Source organism: Idiomarina abyssalis (genome assembly GCF_019797805.1).
Lineage (GTDB): Bacteria > Pseudomonadota > Gammaproteobacteria > Enterobacterales > Alteromonadaceae > Idiomarina > Idiomarina abyssalis.
In genome coordinates this window covers 1,110,420-1,125,925 of the sequence record NZ_CP081832.1, presented here as the reverse complement: position 1 = coordinate 1,125,925, position 15,506 = coordinate 1,110,420, and the positions used below count along the sequence as shown (strand labels likewise).

17 protein-coding genes are annotated in these 15,506 nt (G+C 45.0%); 2 read left to right on the top strand and 15 right to left on the bottom strand.

The features are described 5' to 3' along the window. Positions 1–19: 19 nt before the first annotated feature. Genes K5X84_RS05285 through K5X84_RS05265 form a run of 5 tightly spaced genes read right to left on the bottom strand, consistent with a single transcriptional unit; the run spans position 20 to position 3,125 of the window. Positions 20–973, bottom strand: a complete 954-nt coding sequence (locus tag K5X84_RS05285; RefSeq protein WP_222236865.1) for a 5-oxoprolinase subunit C family protein — start codon at positions 971–973, stop codon at positions 20–22. Continuing rightward, entirely contained in the window at positions 970–1,695 is a 726-nt protein-coding gene (gene pxpB, locus K5X84_RS05280) for a 5-oxoprolinase subunit PxpB (protein WP_222236864.1), read from the bottom strand. Before pxpB ends, K5X84_RS05285 begins: the two co-directional genes overlap by 4 nt. Then, positions 1,688–2,452 carry a 5-oxoprolinase subunit PxpA gene (locus tag K5X84_RS05275; RefSeq protein ID WP_222236863.1) on the bottom strand — a complete coding sequence of 255 codons (765 nt, stop codon included), beginning with the start codon at positions 2,450–2,452 and terminating at the stop codon, positions 1,688–1,690. Before K5X84_RS05275 ends, pxpB begins: the two co-directional genes overlap by 8 nt. Beyond that, positions 2,449–2,853, bottom strand: a complete 405-nt coding sequence (locus K5X84_RS05270) for a hypothetical protein (RefSeq protein WP_054487419.1) — start codon at positions 2,851–2,853, stop codon at positions 2,449–2,451. Before K5X84_RS05270 ends, K5X84_RS05275 begins: the two co-directional genes overlap by 4 nt. An 11-nt stretch (positions 2,854–2,864) precedes the next feature. After that, positions 2,865–3,125, bottom strand: a complete 261-nt coding sequence (locus K5X84_RS05265) for a hypothetical protein (protein WP_054487417.1) — start codon at positions 3,123–3,125, stop codon at positions 2,865–2,867. A gap of 76 nt (positions 3,126–3,201) precedes the next feature. Here K5X84_RS05265 and K5X84_RS05260 point away from each other — a divergent pair, with 76 nt between their 5' ends. Next, positions 3,202–3,657 (top strand): hypothetical protein, encoded by a 456-nt coding sequence (locus tag K5X84_RS05260; RefSeq protein ID WP_054487414.1) that lies wholly within the window; start codon positions 3,202–3,204, stop codon positions 3,655–3,657. A gap of 14 nt (positions 3,658–3,671) precedes the next feature. Here K5X84_RS05260 and K5X84_RS05255 read toward each other — a convergent pair whose 3' ends face one another. The 9 genes from K5X84_RS05255 to K5X84_RS05215 form a co-directional block, all read right to left on the bottom strand. Then, positions 3,672–4,442: an SDR family oxidoreductase gene (locus K5X84_RS05255; protein WP_222236862.1), complete on the bottom strand. Its 771-nt coding sequence runs from the start codon at positions 4,440–4,442 to the stop codon at positions 3,672–3,674. 29 nt (positions 4,443–4,471) lie between these two features. Beyond that, positions 4,472–5,557: a phosphotransferase family protein gene (locus K5X84_RS05250; protein ID WP_222236861.1), complete on the bottom strand. Its 1,086-nt coding sequence runs from the start codon at positions 5,555–5,557 to the stop codon at positions 4,472–4,474. After that, positions 5,550–6,785 carry an acyl-CoA dehydrogenase family protein gene (locus tag K5X84_RS05245; RefSeq protein ID WP_222236860.1) on the bottom strand — a complete coding sequence of 412 codons (1,236 nt, stop codon included), beginning with the start codon at positions 6,783–6,785 and terminating at the stop codon, positions 5,550–5,552. The genes K5X84_RS05250 and K5X84_RS05245 overlap by 8 nt, the downstream gene beginning before the upstream one ends. Before the next feature lie 243 nt (positions 6,786–7,028). Further along, positions 7,029–7,436 carry a hypothetical protein gene (locus K5X84_RS05240; protein WP_222236859.1) on the bottom strand — a complete coding sequence of 136 codons (408 nt, stop codon included), beginning with the start codon at positions 7,434–7,436 and terminating at the stop codon, positions 7,029–7,031. Positions 7,437–7,796: 360 nt separating this feature from the next. Then, positions 7,797–8,432 carry a DUF6680 family protein gene (locus K5X84_RS05235; RefSeq protein ID WP_222236858.1) on the bottom strand — a complete coding sequence of 212 codons (636 nt, stop codon included), beginning with the start codon at positions 8,430–8,432 and terminating at the stop codon, positions 7,797–7,799. An 81-nt stretch (positions 8,433–8,513) separates the two neighbouring features. After that, positions 8,514–9,359 (bottom strand): hypothetical protein, encoded by an 846-nt coding sequence (locus K5X84_RS05230; RefSeq protein ID WP_222236857.1) that lies wholly within the window; start codon positions 9,357–9,359, stop codon positions 8,514–8,516. 119 nt (positions 9,360–9,478) lie between these two features. Next, the gene (locus K5X84_RS05225) at positions 9,479–10,120 is read right to left on the bottom strand and encodes a hypothetical protein (protein WP_222236856.1); all 642 of its coding nucleotides are present in this window, start codon (positions 10,118–10,120) and stop codon (positions 9,479–9,481) included. A gap of 85 nt (positions 10,121–10,205) precedes the next feature. Beyond that, entirely contained in the window at positions 10,206–10,439 is a 234-nt protein-coding gene (locus tag K5X84_RS05220; RefSeq protein ID WP_222236855.1) for a hypothetical protein, read from the bottom strand. 697 nt (positions 10,440–11,136) lie between these two features. Then, the gene (locus K5X84_RS05215; protein ID WP_222236854.1) at positions 11,137–12,189 is read right to left on the bottom strand and encodes a nucleoside 2-deoxyribosyltransferase; all 1,053 of its coding nucleotides are present in this window, start codon (positions 12,187–12,189) and stop codon (positions 11,137–11,139) included. A gap of 592 nt (positions 12,190–12,781) precedes the next feature. On the opposite strand from K5X84_RS05215, the gene K5X84_RS05210 reads away from it, so the two are divergent. Next, positions 12,782–13,246: a hypothetical protein gene (locus tag K5X84_RS05210; RefSeq protein WP_222236853.1), complete on the top strand. Its 465-nt coding sequence runs from the start codon at positions 12,782–12,784 to the stop codon at positions 13,244–13,246. A gap of 379 nt (positions 13,247–13,625) precedes the next feature. Here K5X84_RS05210 and K5X84_RS05205 read toward each other — a convergent pair whose 3' ends face one another. Next, positions 13,626–15,500 (bottom strand): cation:proton antiporter domain-containing protein, encoded by a 1,875-nt coding sequence (locus K5X84_RS05205; RefSeq protein ID WP_222236852.1) that lies wholly within the window; start codon positions 15,498–15,500, stop codon positions 13,626–13,628. Positions 15,501–15,506: the final 6 nt, after the last annotated feature.

Below are 15,506 nucleotides of genomic sequence, written 5' to 3'. Positions count from 1 at the left end.
ACCGGATAAAATGAAGCGGTTATGATCGCAGGTTATCGCCTGCCTGACAAGTTAAGCGAACATTAAAAAACTGATAAAAACGGCGCAGTTGCTGCTGTGCAACTTTACCCTCAATGCGAGTAAAACGAACGGTCTGACCCGGTTGGCATTGTGCCAGCCGACCTAAATCGAACGGATTAATCGTGCCCAGTTTAGGGTAGCCCCCTAAGGTCTGCCTGTCGTGCATCATAATAATAGGCTGGCCATTCGCCGGCACCTGTACAGACCCCACATTCACACCTTCAGACACCAGGCCTTCACCGTCATAATCTAAGGCTTTACCAGACAAACGAATGCCCATACGGTCGCTGTCTTTAGTGACTTCATAATCTTCGTAGCAGAAAGCTTCTCTTGCAGACATGGGAAAAGCCTCGTACTGAAAGCCCGGTATTAAGCCAATAACCGGTGTCTTTTCATAATTCGGCCGATAAGCCCAGCCAACACGGCGAGACATCTGCAATTCTTGCTGATTAAAACTAATCTCATCGCCCGCTTTTAAAGGAGAGCCGTCTCCATGCAGGCCACCCACTGCATCACGGGTAACGGTTGCACAGCTGCCCCACTTAGGTTCAACCTGAAACCCGCCCTGCACCGCTAAATACGCGCGAACACCGGCAGTAGCGTACCCCATTTTTAGCCGCTGACCAGCACGTACCTTAAAGTTCTGCCAGTTGTTTAGCGTTTCGCCGTCCAGTGTCAATTCAACACCAGCACCGGTTACCGCACACTGACAGTCACAGTCAAACTCTGCTTCAAAGCCACCCAAAGTAACTTCTATTTGTGCGGCATTAAAATCATTATTCAGTAGCCGGTTTGCCCATAAAAACGCATGCTCATCCATCGGTCCGCCCCGGGTCAGGCCTTTCGACAAATAGCCAAAGCGTCCAAAATCCTGAATGGCTGCGCGCATGCCCGGCTCTATAATACGCATCATGACAAAGTCTCCGTGTCGCCGCCGTCATCAACAAACTGCTCTTTGCTGACTGAGTAAAACTCCACTTCATCACCCACATTCAGCGGGCTGATGGTCCCGGAGGACGGGTCGTACAATTGCGTTGAAGTGCGGCCAATAATGTTCCAACCGCCGGGAGACGATGACGGATAAACTGCGGTCTGGCTTTCGGCAATAGCAACACTGCCTGCGGTAATTCGCTTTCTGGGGTTATCTAAACGGGGCGTTCTGATCTTCTCGTTAACCTCACCCAGGTAAGCAAACCCCGGCGCAAAGCCCATAGCGTACACACGATAGGTTTGCTCAGTATGAGCTTTGATCACATCATCCACTGAACAATTGTTTGTCTCTGCAATACGGGCTAAATCCGGCCCGACACTTTCGTCATAATAAACCGGAATACGATGATGCTTGCCGGTCAGTTCTTGGTCATCGCTGGTTAAATCGCTTAGGGTTTTACGCAGGCGTTCGCGTATTTCCGGCTCATCGGTGCGCAGAACATCGTAATACACCATTAAAGAGTTATAGGACGGCACTAAGTCCAGCACCACGTCCGACAGTTGTTCTTCTACCGCTTTAACCGCTGCAAGAACCTGTTGGTTAACCGAAACACTGATGCCCTCGCCTAAGTAGACGATAACGGCATCGGCACCGGCAGAAACCAGTTTTGGAAAGTTAGACGCTTTACTCGCAGAATTAGCCATAAGCTTTTCGGACGATATCCCGCAGTTTCTCCACTGTTTCTATCGCCTTTGGATTATCCCCGTGAACACAAAGAGAATCGATTTCAATTTGCAACGACTTACCAGATACACTCTCAATAGCACGACCGTTAGCAAAAGCTTCAGCTTGAGCATACATGGTTTCCGTATCACCATGCACGGCATCAGAATTGCTTCGTGAGCGCAGTTGCCCGTTGTCGTCATAAGCCCGGTCAGCAAAGCCTTCAAACCATAATTCGACATTAAACTTTTGTGCACGGTGGCGCCATGCGTCGTTTTCAGGGGTTGCCATAACCATTAACGGTAAAGGTTCATGGCGGTCGTCCTGCAATGCAGCGATAGCTTCGCAGACCGCATCAAACTGCTGCCCGTCGCTCAGCATGTCATTATAAAGTGCTCCGTGCGGCTTCACGTAACTCACTTCAGTTTTCTGTCCGGCGCAAATGCCCTGCAGAGCGCCGACCTGGTATTGAATTAATGCCGTCACTTCGTCGGGTTTTAACTTCATGTGGCGTCGCCCGAAACCAACAAGATCAGGATACGCCGGATGCGCTCCTATGGTCACATTATGCTGTTTTGCCAGCTTAACCGTTTTTAGCATGGTCAGGGGGTCTGACGCATGAAAACCACAAGCCACATTGGCGCAGTCAATGTGGGGCATGATCAAATCATCTGCCCCCATTGTCCAGGCACCAAAACTTTCTCCAATATCACTGTTTAGTGTAATTTGACGGCTCATTCCTTACCTTTTTCAGACTTTCTGGCTTCAATATCACCCATTAGCTTGGTTAGCCCCACACCAAACAAGTACAAACCAATACCAACAGAAGCTAGCTGTAATGGCGGTAAACTTAGTACTATCAACTGGTGTTTAGCAAATACCGCAATTGCACCAATGAGTCCCATAGTCGTTATGGCGCTGGCAACCAAGGTTACCGGCCCCATCCATGAGATAAGCGAGCGCAATCGAAGTAAGGCTCCCAGCCCACCAAGGACAAGCCCCCAGGCAATAGGAACTCCTAACTTGTACCAACTCAGATCAAAGTTCGCAATCAATGTAATCAGTTCTTCCTGCTCTGCAGTATAGAAAAATAAGCCGACTGCGCCTGCTAAAATAACAATTCGTTTTGCTATGTTCATTACTTAGATTCCTACATAAACAGACTGATAATAAAAAGGATAATTGCGATAACCGGAACCCAGAGAATTGGAGACTGATACCATTTTAACGTTGGCTTATCAGTGCGGTTCAGCGATTTTAAAGTCGGCTGCTTATAAAGCCAGATAATACCTATCAGCATCAGGACCGCACCCGACAGCCTGACATTAGTATCGTTGTCACTCACCACACCCAAAACAGCCATTAGCAGGCCTGCAATAAGAATCAGTAATGCCAAAACACGTTGCCACATACTTCCCCCAAGTCATTGTTCTTATATTTATTGTCTTTATACTAAGAACTTATACTGTATCAGGTTCTGGAGCCATATGTTAAAGCAAATTCTGCTCGGCGTGAGCGCTATTATTATTACTGTTATCGTCATTCTTGGTAGCGCTGTTATTTATCAGAAGACCACCATGCAACCTGACCTTCCCCACGAGGAAGACTGTGAAATACAGCAAATAGTAACAACCGACGACGGTTCTTTAGAAGCTCATAGCTACTGGTGTGAGCGTGGTAAAAATACGCAATGGAAAGGCTATGAAATTTGGTTACATGAGCCGCAGCCGGATAAATGGCAACGCATTATGACCACCGAACACGAAGGCTGCATTAAACTGGAATTGGCTGATCAGAAACTTGAGATAAACCACGACGGGAAACGCGGTGACATGTTTTTAGTCGAACCGGTATTTCTGTTTAACGATGCACAAGGCGTCAGCCAGTCTCTGTCGGTTCAGGTTTCTACCCGTGGCGACGCCGTGTGCCCTGGCTCTGAGTAAAACGCTGGCTCGGATTAAGCCAGCTTTAACACCCATTTAAGCGGCAGACGTTTCATTAAGAACGCCATTAACGCCCAAGGCCAGTAAGGGACATAGGCTTTTACTGGCTCTTTATTAATGGCCTGCGCCAGCAGTCGGCAACCTGTCTCGGTATCCACCATAAAAGGCGTATTTTTCACTTTTTCATTAATTTCAGAGCGAATGTAGCCCGGATAAATGGTCGACACTTTAATTGGGCTGTTGCTGCCGTAGGTTTTCATTAAGTCCGCACGAATACCCTCGGTTAACGACGCCAGCCCGGCCTTGGTTGCCGCATACACCGTCATGGCCCGTGGCATACCACGGAAAGCACTCATGGACGAAATAGTCACTAAATGCCCGCTTTTCTGCTCGCGCAGAATCTCCATAGCCGCTTCACATTGCGCCAGCGCCGCTACAAAGTTGGTTTCTGCCGTGGCTTTGTTAGCCTCAAAGTAACCCGTACCTAACGCCGCGCCTTTGCCCATGCCCGCATTAATAATAAAGCGGTCAATATGCCCCTGCTCTTGTTTAAACGCCTGAAACACACGAAATACGTCTTCGTGAGCGTTTACATCCAGCGTTTTAATGCTGACAGTTATGCCAGAATGCTTGTCTTCCAGCTCGTTTTTTAGCGCTTCTAAGCGATCTAAACGGCGGGCGCACAGACATAAGTTTTTACCTTCTGCGGCGAACTCACGCGCCATGCCCTGTCCTAAGCCAGAGCTGGCACCGGTAATTAAAATGGTCTTCCGTTCTTGCGGCATTGTTGAGCTCTCTTTTTTATTATAATTCGTTAAGCTTTAGCGATACGGCGGCGGCAGCGCCACAGCAAATAATTCACCAGGAACCAGAAGTTCTTAAAGGCTTTGTTAGTGGTTTGTTTGTGGTGATAGCGGTAGTAAATTTGCTGCGCAATAACCGCCAAACGAAACAAGCCAAACACTTCGTAAAAGGCGAAGTCTTCTACCTTGGTGTCGGTACGCTCACAGTAGTAATCGATAATTTCTTTGCGCGTTAGCATGCCCGGATAGTCGCTGGGTTGGCGTTTGGTTGCTCGCGCCACTTTGTCATCGCCTGCTTCTATCCAGTACGCCAGTGAGTTACCTAAGTCCATTAACGGGTTGCCTAAGGTCGCCAGCTCCCAGTCCAGAATGCCGATAATGTCGGTTGGGTCTTCCGGGTTGAGTATCAGGTTGTCCAGCCTAAAGTCATTATGAACCAGACAAATGGTTTCGTTTTCAGGCTTATTTTCCTGCAACCAGCGCATGACCGGACCCGCACCGAATACATTCCAGGTTTTTGCTTTTTCGTAACGGCCACACCAACCATTCACCTGCCTGTCAGTATAGCCTTTACCTTTTGCAATTTTGCGTAGGCCAGTGCTGTCTAAATCTACCTGGTGCAGCTTTATCAGTTTATCCAGTGCATTCGTACATAGCTGCCGAGCCTGTTCAGAACTTAAGTCCAGCCCTTTTGGAAACTTCCGACGCGGGATAATACCGGTAATGTGCTCCATAACATAAAACTCAGCACCAATAACCGACTCGTCACGGCAATACGCCAACATTCTGGGTACGTGTGGAAACTCTGGTCTCAGTCGTTTTTGCAGGCGGAACTCACGACCCATGTCGTGGGCTGACTTGGCCTTTGTGCCATCTGGCGGGCGGCGCAAAACCAAAGCCAGACCGTTGTAATCTAATCGGTAAGTCCAGTTCGACACACCACCGGTATACTGAGTAATGCGTAGCGTACCCCGGTCTTCAGGCAGCTCATCACCAATATGCTCTGCCAACCAGTTATCTAATGCCTCAATTGGTAAGGTTTCTTCTTCGCGTACGTCACTCGCCTGGTCAACTACGGCGGATGAAGGATCAGTCATTGGTGCGCCCTTTCCATTGTTTTAATTCGTTTTTTGCAATAGTCGCACGGTGAACCGCATCGGGTCCATCAGCAATACGTAATGAACGGGCTACCGTGAGTAACCCCGGTAACGGTGTGTCGTGACACATAGAAGCGCCACCAAACAGTTGCATGGTTTCATCCACCACTTTTTGCAGCACATTCGGTGCCACCAGCTTAATGGCCGATATTTCTTTAATGGCCTTCATGGCTCCAATGTTGTCAATTTGCCAGGCCGCATGCAGAGTCAGCAAACGCGCTTGATCAATCGCCACGCGTAAATCGGCTAAACGCTCGGTGTTGCCGCCCAGTTTCATTAAGGGTTCACCAAAGGCAATGCGCGATACGCCACGCTCAATGAAAAGCTCCAGCGCCCGCTCTGCGGCGCCAATAGCCCGCATACAATGGTGAATACGCCCCGGCCCTAAACGCCCCTGGGCAATTTTAAAGCCAGCTCCGGGGCCGACAATAATGTTCTCTTTTGGAACGCGCACGTTGTCGAACACCACCTCGCCGTGACCATAAGGCGCGTCGTACTCGCCTAACGCCGGCAGCATGCGCTCTATGTTAACGCCCGGAGTGTTTAACGGCACCAGCACCATAGAGTGACGATGATGCTTTTCAGCGTCTTCATCGGTCAGCCCCATAACAATGGCAATTTCAGCGTCAGGATGCCCTAACCCCGTACTCCACCACTTGCGGCCATTAATAACCCAGTCAGAGCCGTCGGCAACAATGGTGGTTTGCATATTGGTGGCGTCAGAGGACGCGACATCGGGCTCTGTCATACAAAATACAGAGCGAATGTCGCCTTTTAGAAGCGGTGTTAACCACTGCTCTTGCTGCGGGTCATCACCAAAGTGATACAGCACTTCCATATTGCCGGTGTCGGGCGCATTACAGTTGAAGACTTCCGGCGCTAACAGGCTTCGCCCCATGCGCTCGGCTAGCGGTGCGTATTCCAGCGTCGTTAAGCCAGCGCCCAGTTCCTCGTCGGGCAAAAACAAGTTCCAAAGCCCCTGCTCTTTCGCTAACTGCTTAAGCTCAGCCACCCTTGGTGGCACCTGCCACTCGCGCCAGTTAGGCGTGCTGTTCAGCCGATAATTTTCTTTTTGATACTGGTCTTCATACGGCTCAATATGCTCGCGCATAAACGCATCTAGCCGCGCCAAATAGTCCTTTGTTTTCGCACTGTAGGAAAAGTCCATAATGCCCGCTCCGAACGAATAGTTAACAGCATTGTAGACTTGAAAGTGTTGGTGGTACAACCAGAGTTACAGGCAAAGTTTTAGTAAACGATTGGGGAGGTTGCAGGTTTATAACTTAGTCAGCAGCTTATTTTATTCGATCATTGGAAACTTGTAGGTGACGTGAGCTTTGTGCCTGAGAAGGACATGTCGGGAGAGCACTTAATTACTTTAAAGTGCTCAAAAAGCCGGGTTCTGCCTGGCTCATAACAACCATCCTCTAAGCTTAGCAGCGATATATGGTGAAAAAGTTGTCACAGTAAGAACGACAGGCCATAAGTTGCCATCTTTAAATGTATAAGCCTCAAGCAATTCGAACCATGACTTGCCTTGCAAAAGCCCAAATGAGAACTCAAAAAATATCGTCAGAGCTAGCCAGCTTAAACCCACTAAAAAAAGCTCTATGTTGCTGGTCGTTTGCAACCAAGGAAGTGACAAGTATGCCACTACAATAATCAATGCTGAGAGTCCCAGTCCGCTTAGCACAAGTGCGGCCGGAATTCCGAACGTGGGTATAAGTACAGACTCGCGCAAAAAGCCGTTGAGAATAGCCAGGACAAGAATGCCCACCCAAATTATTAGAGCTTTAAAAAAAATTTCCATAAGCGTCATTTACTACTCTACTGTTTTTGCTCAACAAAGAAGATGATTGACCAGAGATTAAAAGGGCTTGAGATAAAAGGTATCGTTGCGTATACAATCCTTAATAAACCTCTTATAGCTGTAACTTATCAGCTCATATAGTTTAGAGCTAATGCTCTTCAGTATTTTTGAAAAGTTAGAATCTAGTCTGAATTAAAGTAGAGATCTACTTACTATTTTTCTCTACACTTTTTCGCATACTTCAGATGATAATGTTAGTCGTGATCTGCACTTCGGCTGCATTTGATGTATGCCTATATAAAAAGGCTGCTGAGTGCCAGGAGCGGACGTTAACGTATCAAACAGAGGGGGCCTTGTACTTTGACTTTTTTAGCTTTCTTCATTGACAACTATCACCGGAAAAGGCTTACCTTCAGCATAATGTGCAGCCAGTGCACGCAGAAGTTCTTTTTGCGCATCTACAGCTTCTTGATCGAAAGGCATCTGGACTATATCCAATGGAAGTGGTCTCTTTCCTTCCAAAACCTCTATCGTGGCTTTTCTTATGTAAATCTGCTCATTTTCGGCATCGGCATATCCTTTAGGAATATACCCTGCTTTTTTAATGTGTACTTTATCAAATTCAAAGCCAAGAGATATCCCCATCTCATAGAGCAAATCAGATAACAGGTCATTAGATTTATCGACCCACACCTTTCCAAGCTCTTCGTCATCAGGATAAGAGTTCAAATGATCTAGGTAGATGTTCCATGCCGAAATAACTTTCGAAAACTGTTTTCCTCTAAACTCCAAGCCAACCATATTCAGTGCAGATACATGTTGATAGGCCAAGGTAGAAGCCCTAGTTGTCATTAAGTCTTTGAATACTTTGATTCTGTTTTGGGTTTCTTCTTTTCTGGATTCTAGAAATTTCTGAATTTGTACTGCTGCAATAGGGCCTAAAAACACTGCAGCTATCATTACCCAACTTGAAACAGGGATCCCAATAATTACAACTTCTTCCATGTTTTTCTACTCCTTAGATGGCTAACGCCCAAATCAGCCGCACGCTTTTCGCGTTGTCTGCATTTGCTTGTTATGTGATTTTTAGAACTCATCAAACTCACTAGCCATAGCTTTATGAATTCTTTCCATGAGATAGCGGAACATACGGTGTTCGGTTTTCTCATCGCAATGCATTGATAATTCCTCTGTCTCCATCATCAAACGATGAAACTCCTTATCTTGGACTTCCCTAGGCATCCGCTTTTTCATATTTATTAGTTTATCTAATTTGTTAGATATTCTTTCGTACTCTATTGATGAAATGCTCCCTTTCGATACCCCTCTTCGGTTTTCCATCAAGGATATCTCCATCATTTTTCGCATGTCGTTCAACTGCGTTTGGAGGACATCTATTGCGAATGCTTCTTTACTATCACCCTCGAAGTTGGGAATAGTCGCGGGATTGCTTAAAGCCATCAGTCTTACAATAGAGTTGACATTACCCTGCTGTCCTTCGGCCGCCTTAGTAGCAACAATAGCCTCTGTTAGCTCTCCTTGAGTTCTTAACACATCGTGATATTTCATTCCTTTGTCATATTCCAGATACCGCAAAGGACCAATATCAAATATCTTTGGAGTCCCCTTTTCCTGAATCAAGACGACTGGCTTATCAAATGCTTGCCGTATTCCAAGTTCAAAGAGGACGTTCGGATTTCGGGAACTTAGATCACAAATAGCAATTGGTGCATCAATCAACTTTTTAAGGATATCAAGATGGATAAAGTTAGTTTCTTTCACCTCATCTGCTCTTCGAGCTATAAAGTCTGTTTTCTCCACCGCTGGTTTGACGATGTCTTCATAGACTCTTTCAAAATGCCCTTTATCATACCCTTCAGCATCACTGATAGGCATTATTACAAAGCAATCTTTATTTTGTTTTTGTGCCATAAATTTCCACCAATCCTATGGATATAATTTCTTCACATAACGACCTGCACAGGGGCAGACAAATAAGCGCAGAGTTTTGCGCTGTTCCAGCGACCGCAGGGAGCGATTGCTGCTGCTTGTTATACGCTTTGATTGGCAAGATCTAATGCTTCACCAAATTCCAATAGTTCTTCTGAAATTCGTTTCTCACGATTTTCCGTTTTCACTCCATCGGTAATATCTGCCGAGTACCCCTTAAGAAAAGTTGGCGGCAAATGAGCACCTTTACGTTCGAAGCTAAAAACACCAACTCCTTGAAATGTTGAGTAATCAACATGCGAATCACAGGTATATGTGTAGGTAAGTACACCATTAAGCTCGTTAATTGATGTGGCTATAGATGTCCATTGGGCGTATGTGGAACCATCTTCATTGAAGGCCTCTCCACGTATTGTTAGTGACGATATAGTTTGCTCAAAGACCTCTATCGTTATCTTTTCTTGACCTTTATCATTCTTAAATTTCCCGGCCCATGTTCCATTCAAGTAGGTTGGCCCAAGCAAATGCCTTTTTAGCCAATTCCAGTTTCGGGCAAAACTGTTTAAGACCTTTGCAAAAAAACCATACATACCGAAAGCAGAAAGAATGCTCACCAGAGGTTTCAGATAAACTGAACTACTCCCAGCGCTATCAATGATTGGGACTAATTGCGCTACGATAAAATACATAACAACGATTGTTACTGTCGTTACATATGAATGAAACTTATGCTCCGGAGTCATGACTTTCCTTGCGTATAACGCTGTGCTCTGGGGTAAACCGGAGCGCAGCGTAGGTTTGTCCCTAGCAGCACTTGTTAGGCATTTTTTAATCAAAGTTTTTCGGGGTCAGTTTAGCACCACATTTAGGGCACGTAGGCTTTAGAACCTCAAATACACCCGGCCACTCAGCAAAGCCATCTACTCTGTAACTGCCGCCATTTAGATTTTCGAGAGAGTAGCTTTCATACATTTTTGAAAAAGGTTGATCATTTTCGCTCATTTTTATAGCGCCTTTATGACCACAACCGCAGGTCATAGGATACTTAGTACGCATTGTCATGTATGAAATCCTCTAATGGTGCGGGGAGAAGGATTCGAACCTCCTCTCGTTTCTCCTGGATCAAGTAGATAACCCAATAATGTTAATCTCTCATTTGGGTTGGAAGTGTCCCAAGCCAGGCCCGCAGAAACGCCACTCCGCACCAAACGCATGTAACGAATGAGTTTTTCATAAACACCTCCACAAGAGTATTAATCGTTGTCTTAATGCTCACTTCCAACCCAAACAAGATACTCACATTAAATTCAATACCTACCGTTACCTCCAAACCTGTGTATGCCTAACATTTGTATATTGTGAGTGCGCACTTTGTAACTTGTTAAATTGATAGTTGCTAGCTCTTAAGTTACTGAGCTAACTAAGATTCCGACTTTAACACGATTTGAATAAACGAAAGTAATTTGCGCATGCTCAGTTACACCCTACCAAGCACACAATATCTAACCTTTATTTTTTGTTATGTCATTGACAGTAAACGACTTAAATACATAACACAATAAAAAAACGCCTAATATTGTCGAAGTAAACGTGCCACGCATCGCTGGCATCACCAACACTTACGAACAACGGGACGGCTAGTCACTAATTGAAGTAGACCGAAATTCCGAAGGTCTGCTCCTCGCTCAAAGCGGACGTAGTGTTTTAAATAAAAAGTACGAGTGCGTTAGCGAGAAAAGTCCTCTTTAACCTGATTGTTTTACCCTTTTTTAACTAAGGACTTTCCTAGCCTTGTAGCTCTTGAAATCACAGAGATTGTTTGATCTATATTACTGACAAACTCTTTTAACTCAGCTGTCATAAATACCTTAGCTCGATTAAAGTTTTTTTCGATTCTGGGGATCGAATCCATCACCTCAATAAGTGATGCGAAACCTTGGCGTCCGGAAAAAGCAGCTTCCTCGACTCCCGACAGAGTATCAATAAACTCTTGCAGCTCTTTTTCTGCATCATCCTCTAATTCAAATTCCCCACCGAGAATCGATTCAAGACTCGTTTCTATATCTAAGAGAAGTTCTCGATATCTTTCATTATTAGGTTTAACGAATGCCCCATATTCTTGAAGGTGATTAGCAAGTTCTCTTACTATGTCACGCTGCTGTTTTGTTGTGTATCTCCCAGAGTTTAATTTATCAACTGATGCCGTGATTTCAGGAGTAACCTCATTCCCCAACTTTGAACCTACATCTGTTACTATCGAACCAAGCTCTTCAAACCCGTCTTCCAGTTTTACGCGGTAATCAAGTAGACCAAATTCTTCATCATCCTCGGGCTTGCTTCGGTCTTGATTAGGGCGCTCCGTGTAACCTGGTTTCGTGCCATAAAAGTCTTTTACAGGATTACCGAAAGGAATGTTCCCTTTTATGGCTTCGGATGCTAATTCGATCAGTTCGTCTTTAGCTTGATTCATTTTTGCGAAATGCACATCATACGCTAGGACTCTGTATGAACGCAGATCGAAAGGTAATTCATCAATATCTTGAGCTAGGAGGATCACTTTTTTATCGAGTGCATGTGCAATACCAAGTTCGTAATACACGTTTGGGTTTGCGCCAGTTAAGTCAGCAACCACCAGGTCACTAGTTGCAATTCCTTCTATGATGTCACCAAGAATATTGTTTCCGCTGAGGATGTTATCAGCTCGTTTTGTTTCATAACCAGCAGTAGCCAAAGCTTCGGAAATCAGATATTTATAGACATCTGAAAGTTCTTCAACGAATGGCATTAATACAAATGCTTTCTTGTTACTCATATATGGTTCTCTTTTTTATGACTAAAGCCCGTACCACCAATCTCTTTAAAACGATGGCTTTCCTTCAGAACGGCCATACCTTTATTTGATTTTTGGAATAGAAAGCTTCAACTTTCTCGGTAGACTTCCCAGCTTTCACTAGACAGCCGATAATCTAGAAAGTTACATTTAACATTTTGATTTTTTTTAACATTACCGTATTCTCAACTACATTAACAAGAAAATTAAAAAACACTGATGGTAGGGATTGGTTTTACTTCTTGTCCCTCTTGTCCGTCATCTTTCTAATGCTTGAATGCCAATGATACGATGCTCGCTATTGGCTCGGAGCTGAAGGTCTGCTATGAGCGATAAGCCGACCTTCGGACTCGCTGCCAGTTTCAGTTAGTGGCTCGTCCTCCTGTTATTAATAGAAGTGGGTGAATCTGACTATGTTGACATTTGGTTAGGAGGGCGAGGAACCTGAAGCGATTTCTACGATGTAGCCGTATATGAATCTTCTAGGTTCGATGTTCGTCAGGATTTGCTTTGTAATTATTGGCCAGTACGTATGGAAGACTGTTTGTAAGAGCAATAACTTTTAGGTTAAAAGATGATAGATAAACTTAATCAGGTTTCATTGACAAAAAAGTGGTATAACCCCAAAGCTGTTTTATTTGTTGTGGCTTCAATTATTGCCTTAATGGCATACCTGACGCTAGATACAACTCCTGACGAATTGCTATTTAGGGCTTACTTTTTGATAGTATTTGCTCCAGCTAGTATCCTCCTGGTTATTGCTCTTATTTATTCTACGAGAACTTACCCATCACAAATAATCTTCGATTTTGAAAAAGAGCATATTCTGCTTGGCTCAGCCTTGACTGTTAAATTTGATGAGGTAAAGCTAGGACTAGTGCACTCAAAATTTGGCTTTATAGGAGTAAGTTTAGTTTTGAGGAGCGGTCAAGAATATATTTATCGAAATTTTTTCACATGTGATATTAATGAGACTGAGTTTGCGTCACTTCTCAAAAATGTTCCTTCGATAAAGTATAATTATGAGAATAAAGTGTAAAAGTGTGCAGTGAAAATTAAACTCATATAGGTAGTATCATGTTTGTTGTTAGCGTTAGTTTTAGTGTATTTTTGGTATAGTTATAATGCTGAGGCACTTCTTTAACGTCTTCATTTCTAGCTTCGCCAGAGTCTTTACCAAATATTGCTAATGATGCTGTTTTGGGCAATGAGATTCCCGGTGCAAAGAGAGAGAATAATGAAGTTATCTCGACTAATGCCAGGGAATGCTTTGAATAGCCACTAGCTTACCAGACACTCAGTAGCTGTCTTTTGGAGTGGACCGAGAATCATCGACGATGTCGGATCTGAGCGAACAGCAGACGTCACTAAAAGGTTTTTAAAGAGCCCAATTCATCCCAGTTTGCGCCATTAGGAAGTCACTGAACTCTCTTCTCCTTTAACAAAGAGTCGACTTTTCGCTCTAGCTCCGGCGAAAGCTGCTCGATGCGACTTTTTACTTCTCTAAGGTATTCAGGGTTTTCGTCAAATGGCATACCAACTTTATATACGTCAGCCATTGAGCGCATGAGTTGCTTATCATATTGGTCAAACAGATTAACAATGTCCGTTGCTGCGCCTTTTTCAATGCCCAGAACTTCTAATGCGGAGCGTCCAATGCGGAGTGAGCTATCGTAAGTTTCACGAATAATATCCCGGCAGCCATAATAGTAGAGGTCATACACATGGTGCCGATGCACAGCTCGGGCGGTGACATGAATATGCGGGTAGTTGTCACGAGCATAACGCACTAGCTTGGTAATTTGCTCTTCTTCGTCCAAAGCAACAATTAATAACGAAGCTTGCTCAATGCCTGCTGCATGCAGTAAATCGGGTCGTGTGGCATCACCATAGAAGTATTTAAAGCCAAGCTTTGACATGCTCTCCAGTTGTTTGTAGTTGTAATCAATGACGGTGGTTTCAAAGCCCCCTACCCTTAGAATACGATCCACCAGACCACCGACACGACCAGAGCCTGCAATAATAATTTTTTTGTCGTTGGGTAAGCTCGGTTGTGGCTCTTCATCGTTGCCAGCGATATATCGAGGCGCAATGAGTTTCTGTTGAACAATAAACAACAAGGGAGATAATGCCATTGAAAGCGTCACGACTAAAAGCAGCGAATCAGCTATTGGTGGAGGCAGTACGCCGCGAGCAACGGAAAATGCTAATAGAACAAAACCAAACTCCCCGGCTTGAGCAAGCCCCAACGCCATCAGCCAATTTTCAGCGCCTTTTACTTTAAATAGCTTACCTAAGGTAAAAACAACGGCCGCTTTTACGAGCATTAGACCCAGTGTCATTAAAAGCACTGTCTGAAAGCTATCAGCCAAGAGCGAAAAGTTAATGCTGGCACCAACGGTAATAAAAAAGAGTCCGAGCAAAAGCCCCTTGAATGGCTCAATATTGCTCTCAAGTTCGTGCTTATAAGGCGAGTTGGCTAACACCACTCCGGCGAGAAACGTACCCAGTGCCGGAGAGAGCTCTACCAGTGACATCAGAGCCGCAATGGCAAAGACAAAAAGCAGTGCCGTAGCCGTGAGCAGCTCTCGTAGGCGTGCAGATGCAACGAAGCGGAAAATCGGTTTCGATAAATAGATGCCCCCTAATACCACCGCGGCAACTGCAATGAGCATCACAACGCCACTCTGCCAACTGGATAGGCCTGCGACCAGGCTCAGTGCTTGGCCGTGCCCACTAGTGCTTTCAGAGGCCACATTATTACCGGATGCGAGCATTTCTGGCGCAACTAACAACGGAATGATGGCAAGCATCGGAATAACCACAATATCCTGCGTTAACAGGACCGAAAATGAGGCTTTACCGCCATCCGATTTCATCAGGCCTTTTTCTGAGAGTGTCTGCAGTACTATAGCCGTGGATGAAAGTGACAAGATCAAGCCACAGACCAATGATAACTGCCAGCTAAAACCGAGCAGAATGCCTATTCCTGTAAGAATGGCTGATGTTAATAACACCTGCCCACCGCCAAGACCGATAAGTTGTTTCCGCATTGACCATAATGCTTTAGGCTCAAGCTCCAGCCCGACAATAAACAACATCATGACGACACCGAATTCGGCAACGTGTTGTATCGATTCAACGTCGACATGAAGAGCCGCAAGTAGAGGACTGATAGCAACGCCGGCTAATAAGTAGCCAAGTACGGAGCCAAGTCCCAGTCTGCTGGCAATTGGCACGGTAATGACGCCGGCAATCAAAAAAAGAGTGGCTATTACCAAAATGTCTGTCATTTTTCT

Excerpts from the sequence above, each read along its gene's own strand:
- K5X84_RS05260 (WP_054487414.1), top strand. The coding sequence starts at position 3,202 with ATGTTAAAGCAAATTCTGCTCGGCGTGAGCGCTATTATTATTACTGTT.
- K5X84_RS05240 (WP_222236859.1), bottom strand. The coding sequence starts at position 7,436 with ATGACGCTTATGGAAATTTTTTTTAAAGCTCTAATAATTTGGGTGGGC.
- K5X84_RS05235 (WP_222236858.1), bottom strand. The coding sequence starts at position 8,432 with ATGGAAGAAGTTGTAATTATTGGGATCCCTGTTTCAAGTTGGGTAATG.
- K5X84_RS05255 (WP_222236862.1), bottom strand. The coding sequence starts at position 4,442 with ATGCCGCAAGAACGGAAGACCATTTTAATTACCGGTGCCAGCTCTGGC.
- K5X84_RS05215 (WP_222236854.1), bottom strand. The coding sequence starts at position 12,189 with ATGAGTAACAAGAAAGCATTTGTATTAATGCCATTCGTTGAAGAACTT.
- K5X84_RS05250 (WP_222236861.1), bottom strand. The coding sequence starts at position 5,557 with ATGACTGATCCTTCATCCGCCGTAGTTGACCAGGCGAGTGACGTACGC.
- K5X84_RS05270 (WP_054487419.1), bottom strand. The coding sequence starts at position 2,853 with ATGAACATAGCAAAACGAATTGTTATTTTAGCAGGCGCAGTCGGCTTA.
- K5X84_RS05265 (WP_054487417.1), bottom strand. The coding sequence starts at position 3,125 with ATGTGGCAACGTGTTTTGGCATTACTGATTCTTATTGCAGGCCTGCTA.
- K5X84_RS05225 (WP_222236856.1), bottom strand. The coding sequence starts at position 10,120 with ATGACTCCGGAGCATAAGTTTCATTCATATGTAACGACAGTAACAATC.
- K5X84_RS05245 (WP_222236860.1), bottom strand. The coding sequence starts at position 6,785 with ATGGACTTTTCCTACAGTGCGAAAACAAAGGACTATTTGGCGCGGCTA.
- K5X84_RS05220 (WP_222236855.1), bottom strand. The coding sequence starts at position 10,439 with ATGACAATGCGTACTAAGTATCCTATGACCTGCGGTTGTGGTCATAAA.
- K5X84_RS05205 (WP_222236852.1), bottom strand. The coding sequence starts at position 15,500 with ATGACAGACATTTTGGTAATAGCCACTCTTTTTTTGATTGCCGGCGTC.
- K5X84_RS05275 (WP_222236863.1), bottom strand. The coding sequence starts at position 2,452 with ATGAGCCGTCAAATTACACTAAACAGTGATATTGGAGAAAGTTTTGGT.
- K5X84_RS05210 (WP_222236853.1), top strand. The coding sequence starts at position 12,782 with ATGATAGATAAACTTAATCAGGTTTCATTGACAAAAAAGTGGTATAAC.
- pxpB (WP_222236864.1), bottom strand. The coding sequence starts at position 1,695 with ATGGCTAATTCTGCGAGTAAAGCGTCTAACTTTCCAAAACTGGTTTCT.
- K5X84_RS05285 (WP_222236865.1), bottom strand. The coding sequence starts at position 973 with ATGATGCGTATTATAGAGCCGGGCATGCGCGCAGCCATTCAGGATTTT.
- K5X84_RS05230 (WP_222236857.1), bottom strand. The coding sequence starts at position 9,359 with ATGGCACAAAAACAAAATAAAGATTGCTTTGTAATAATGCCTATCAGT.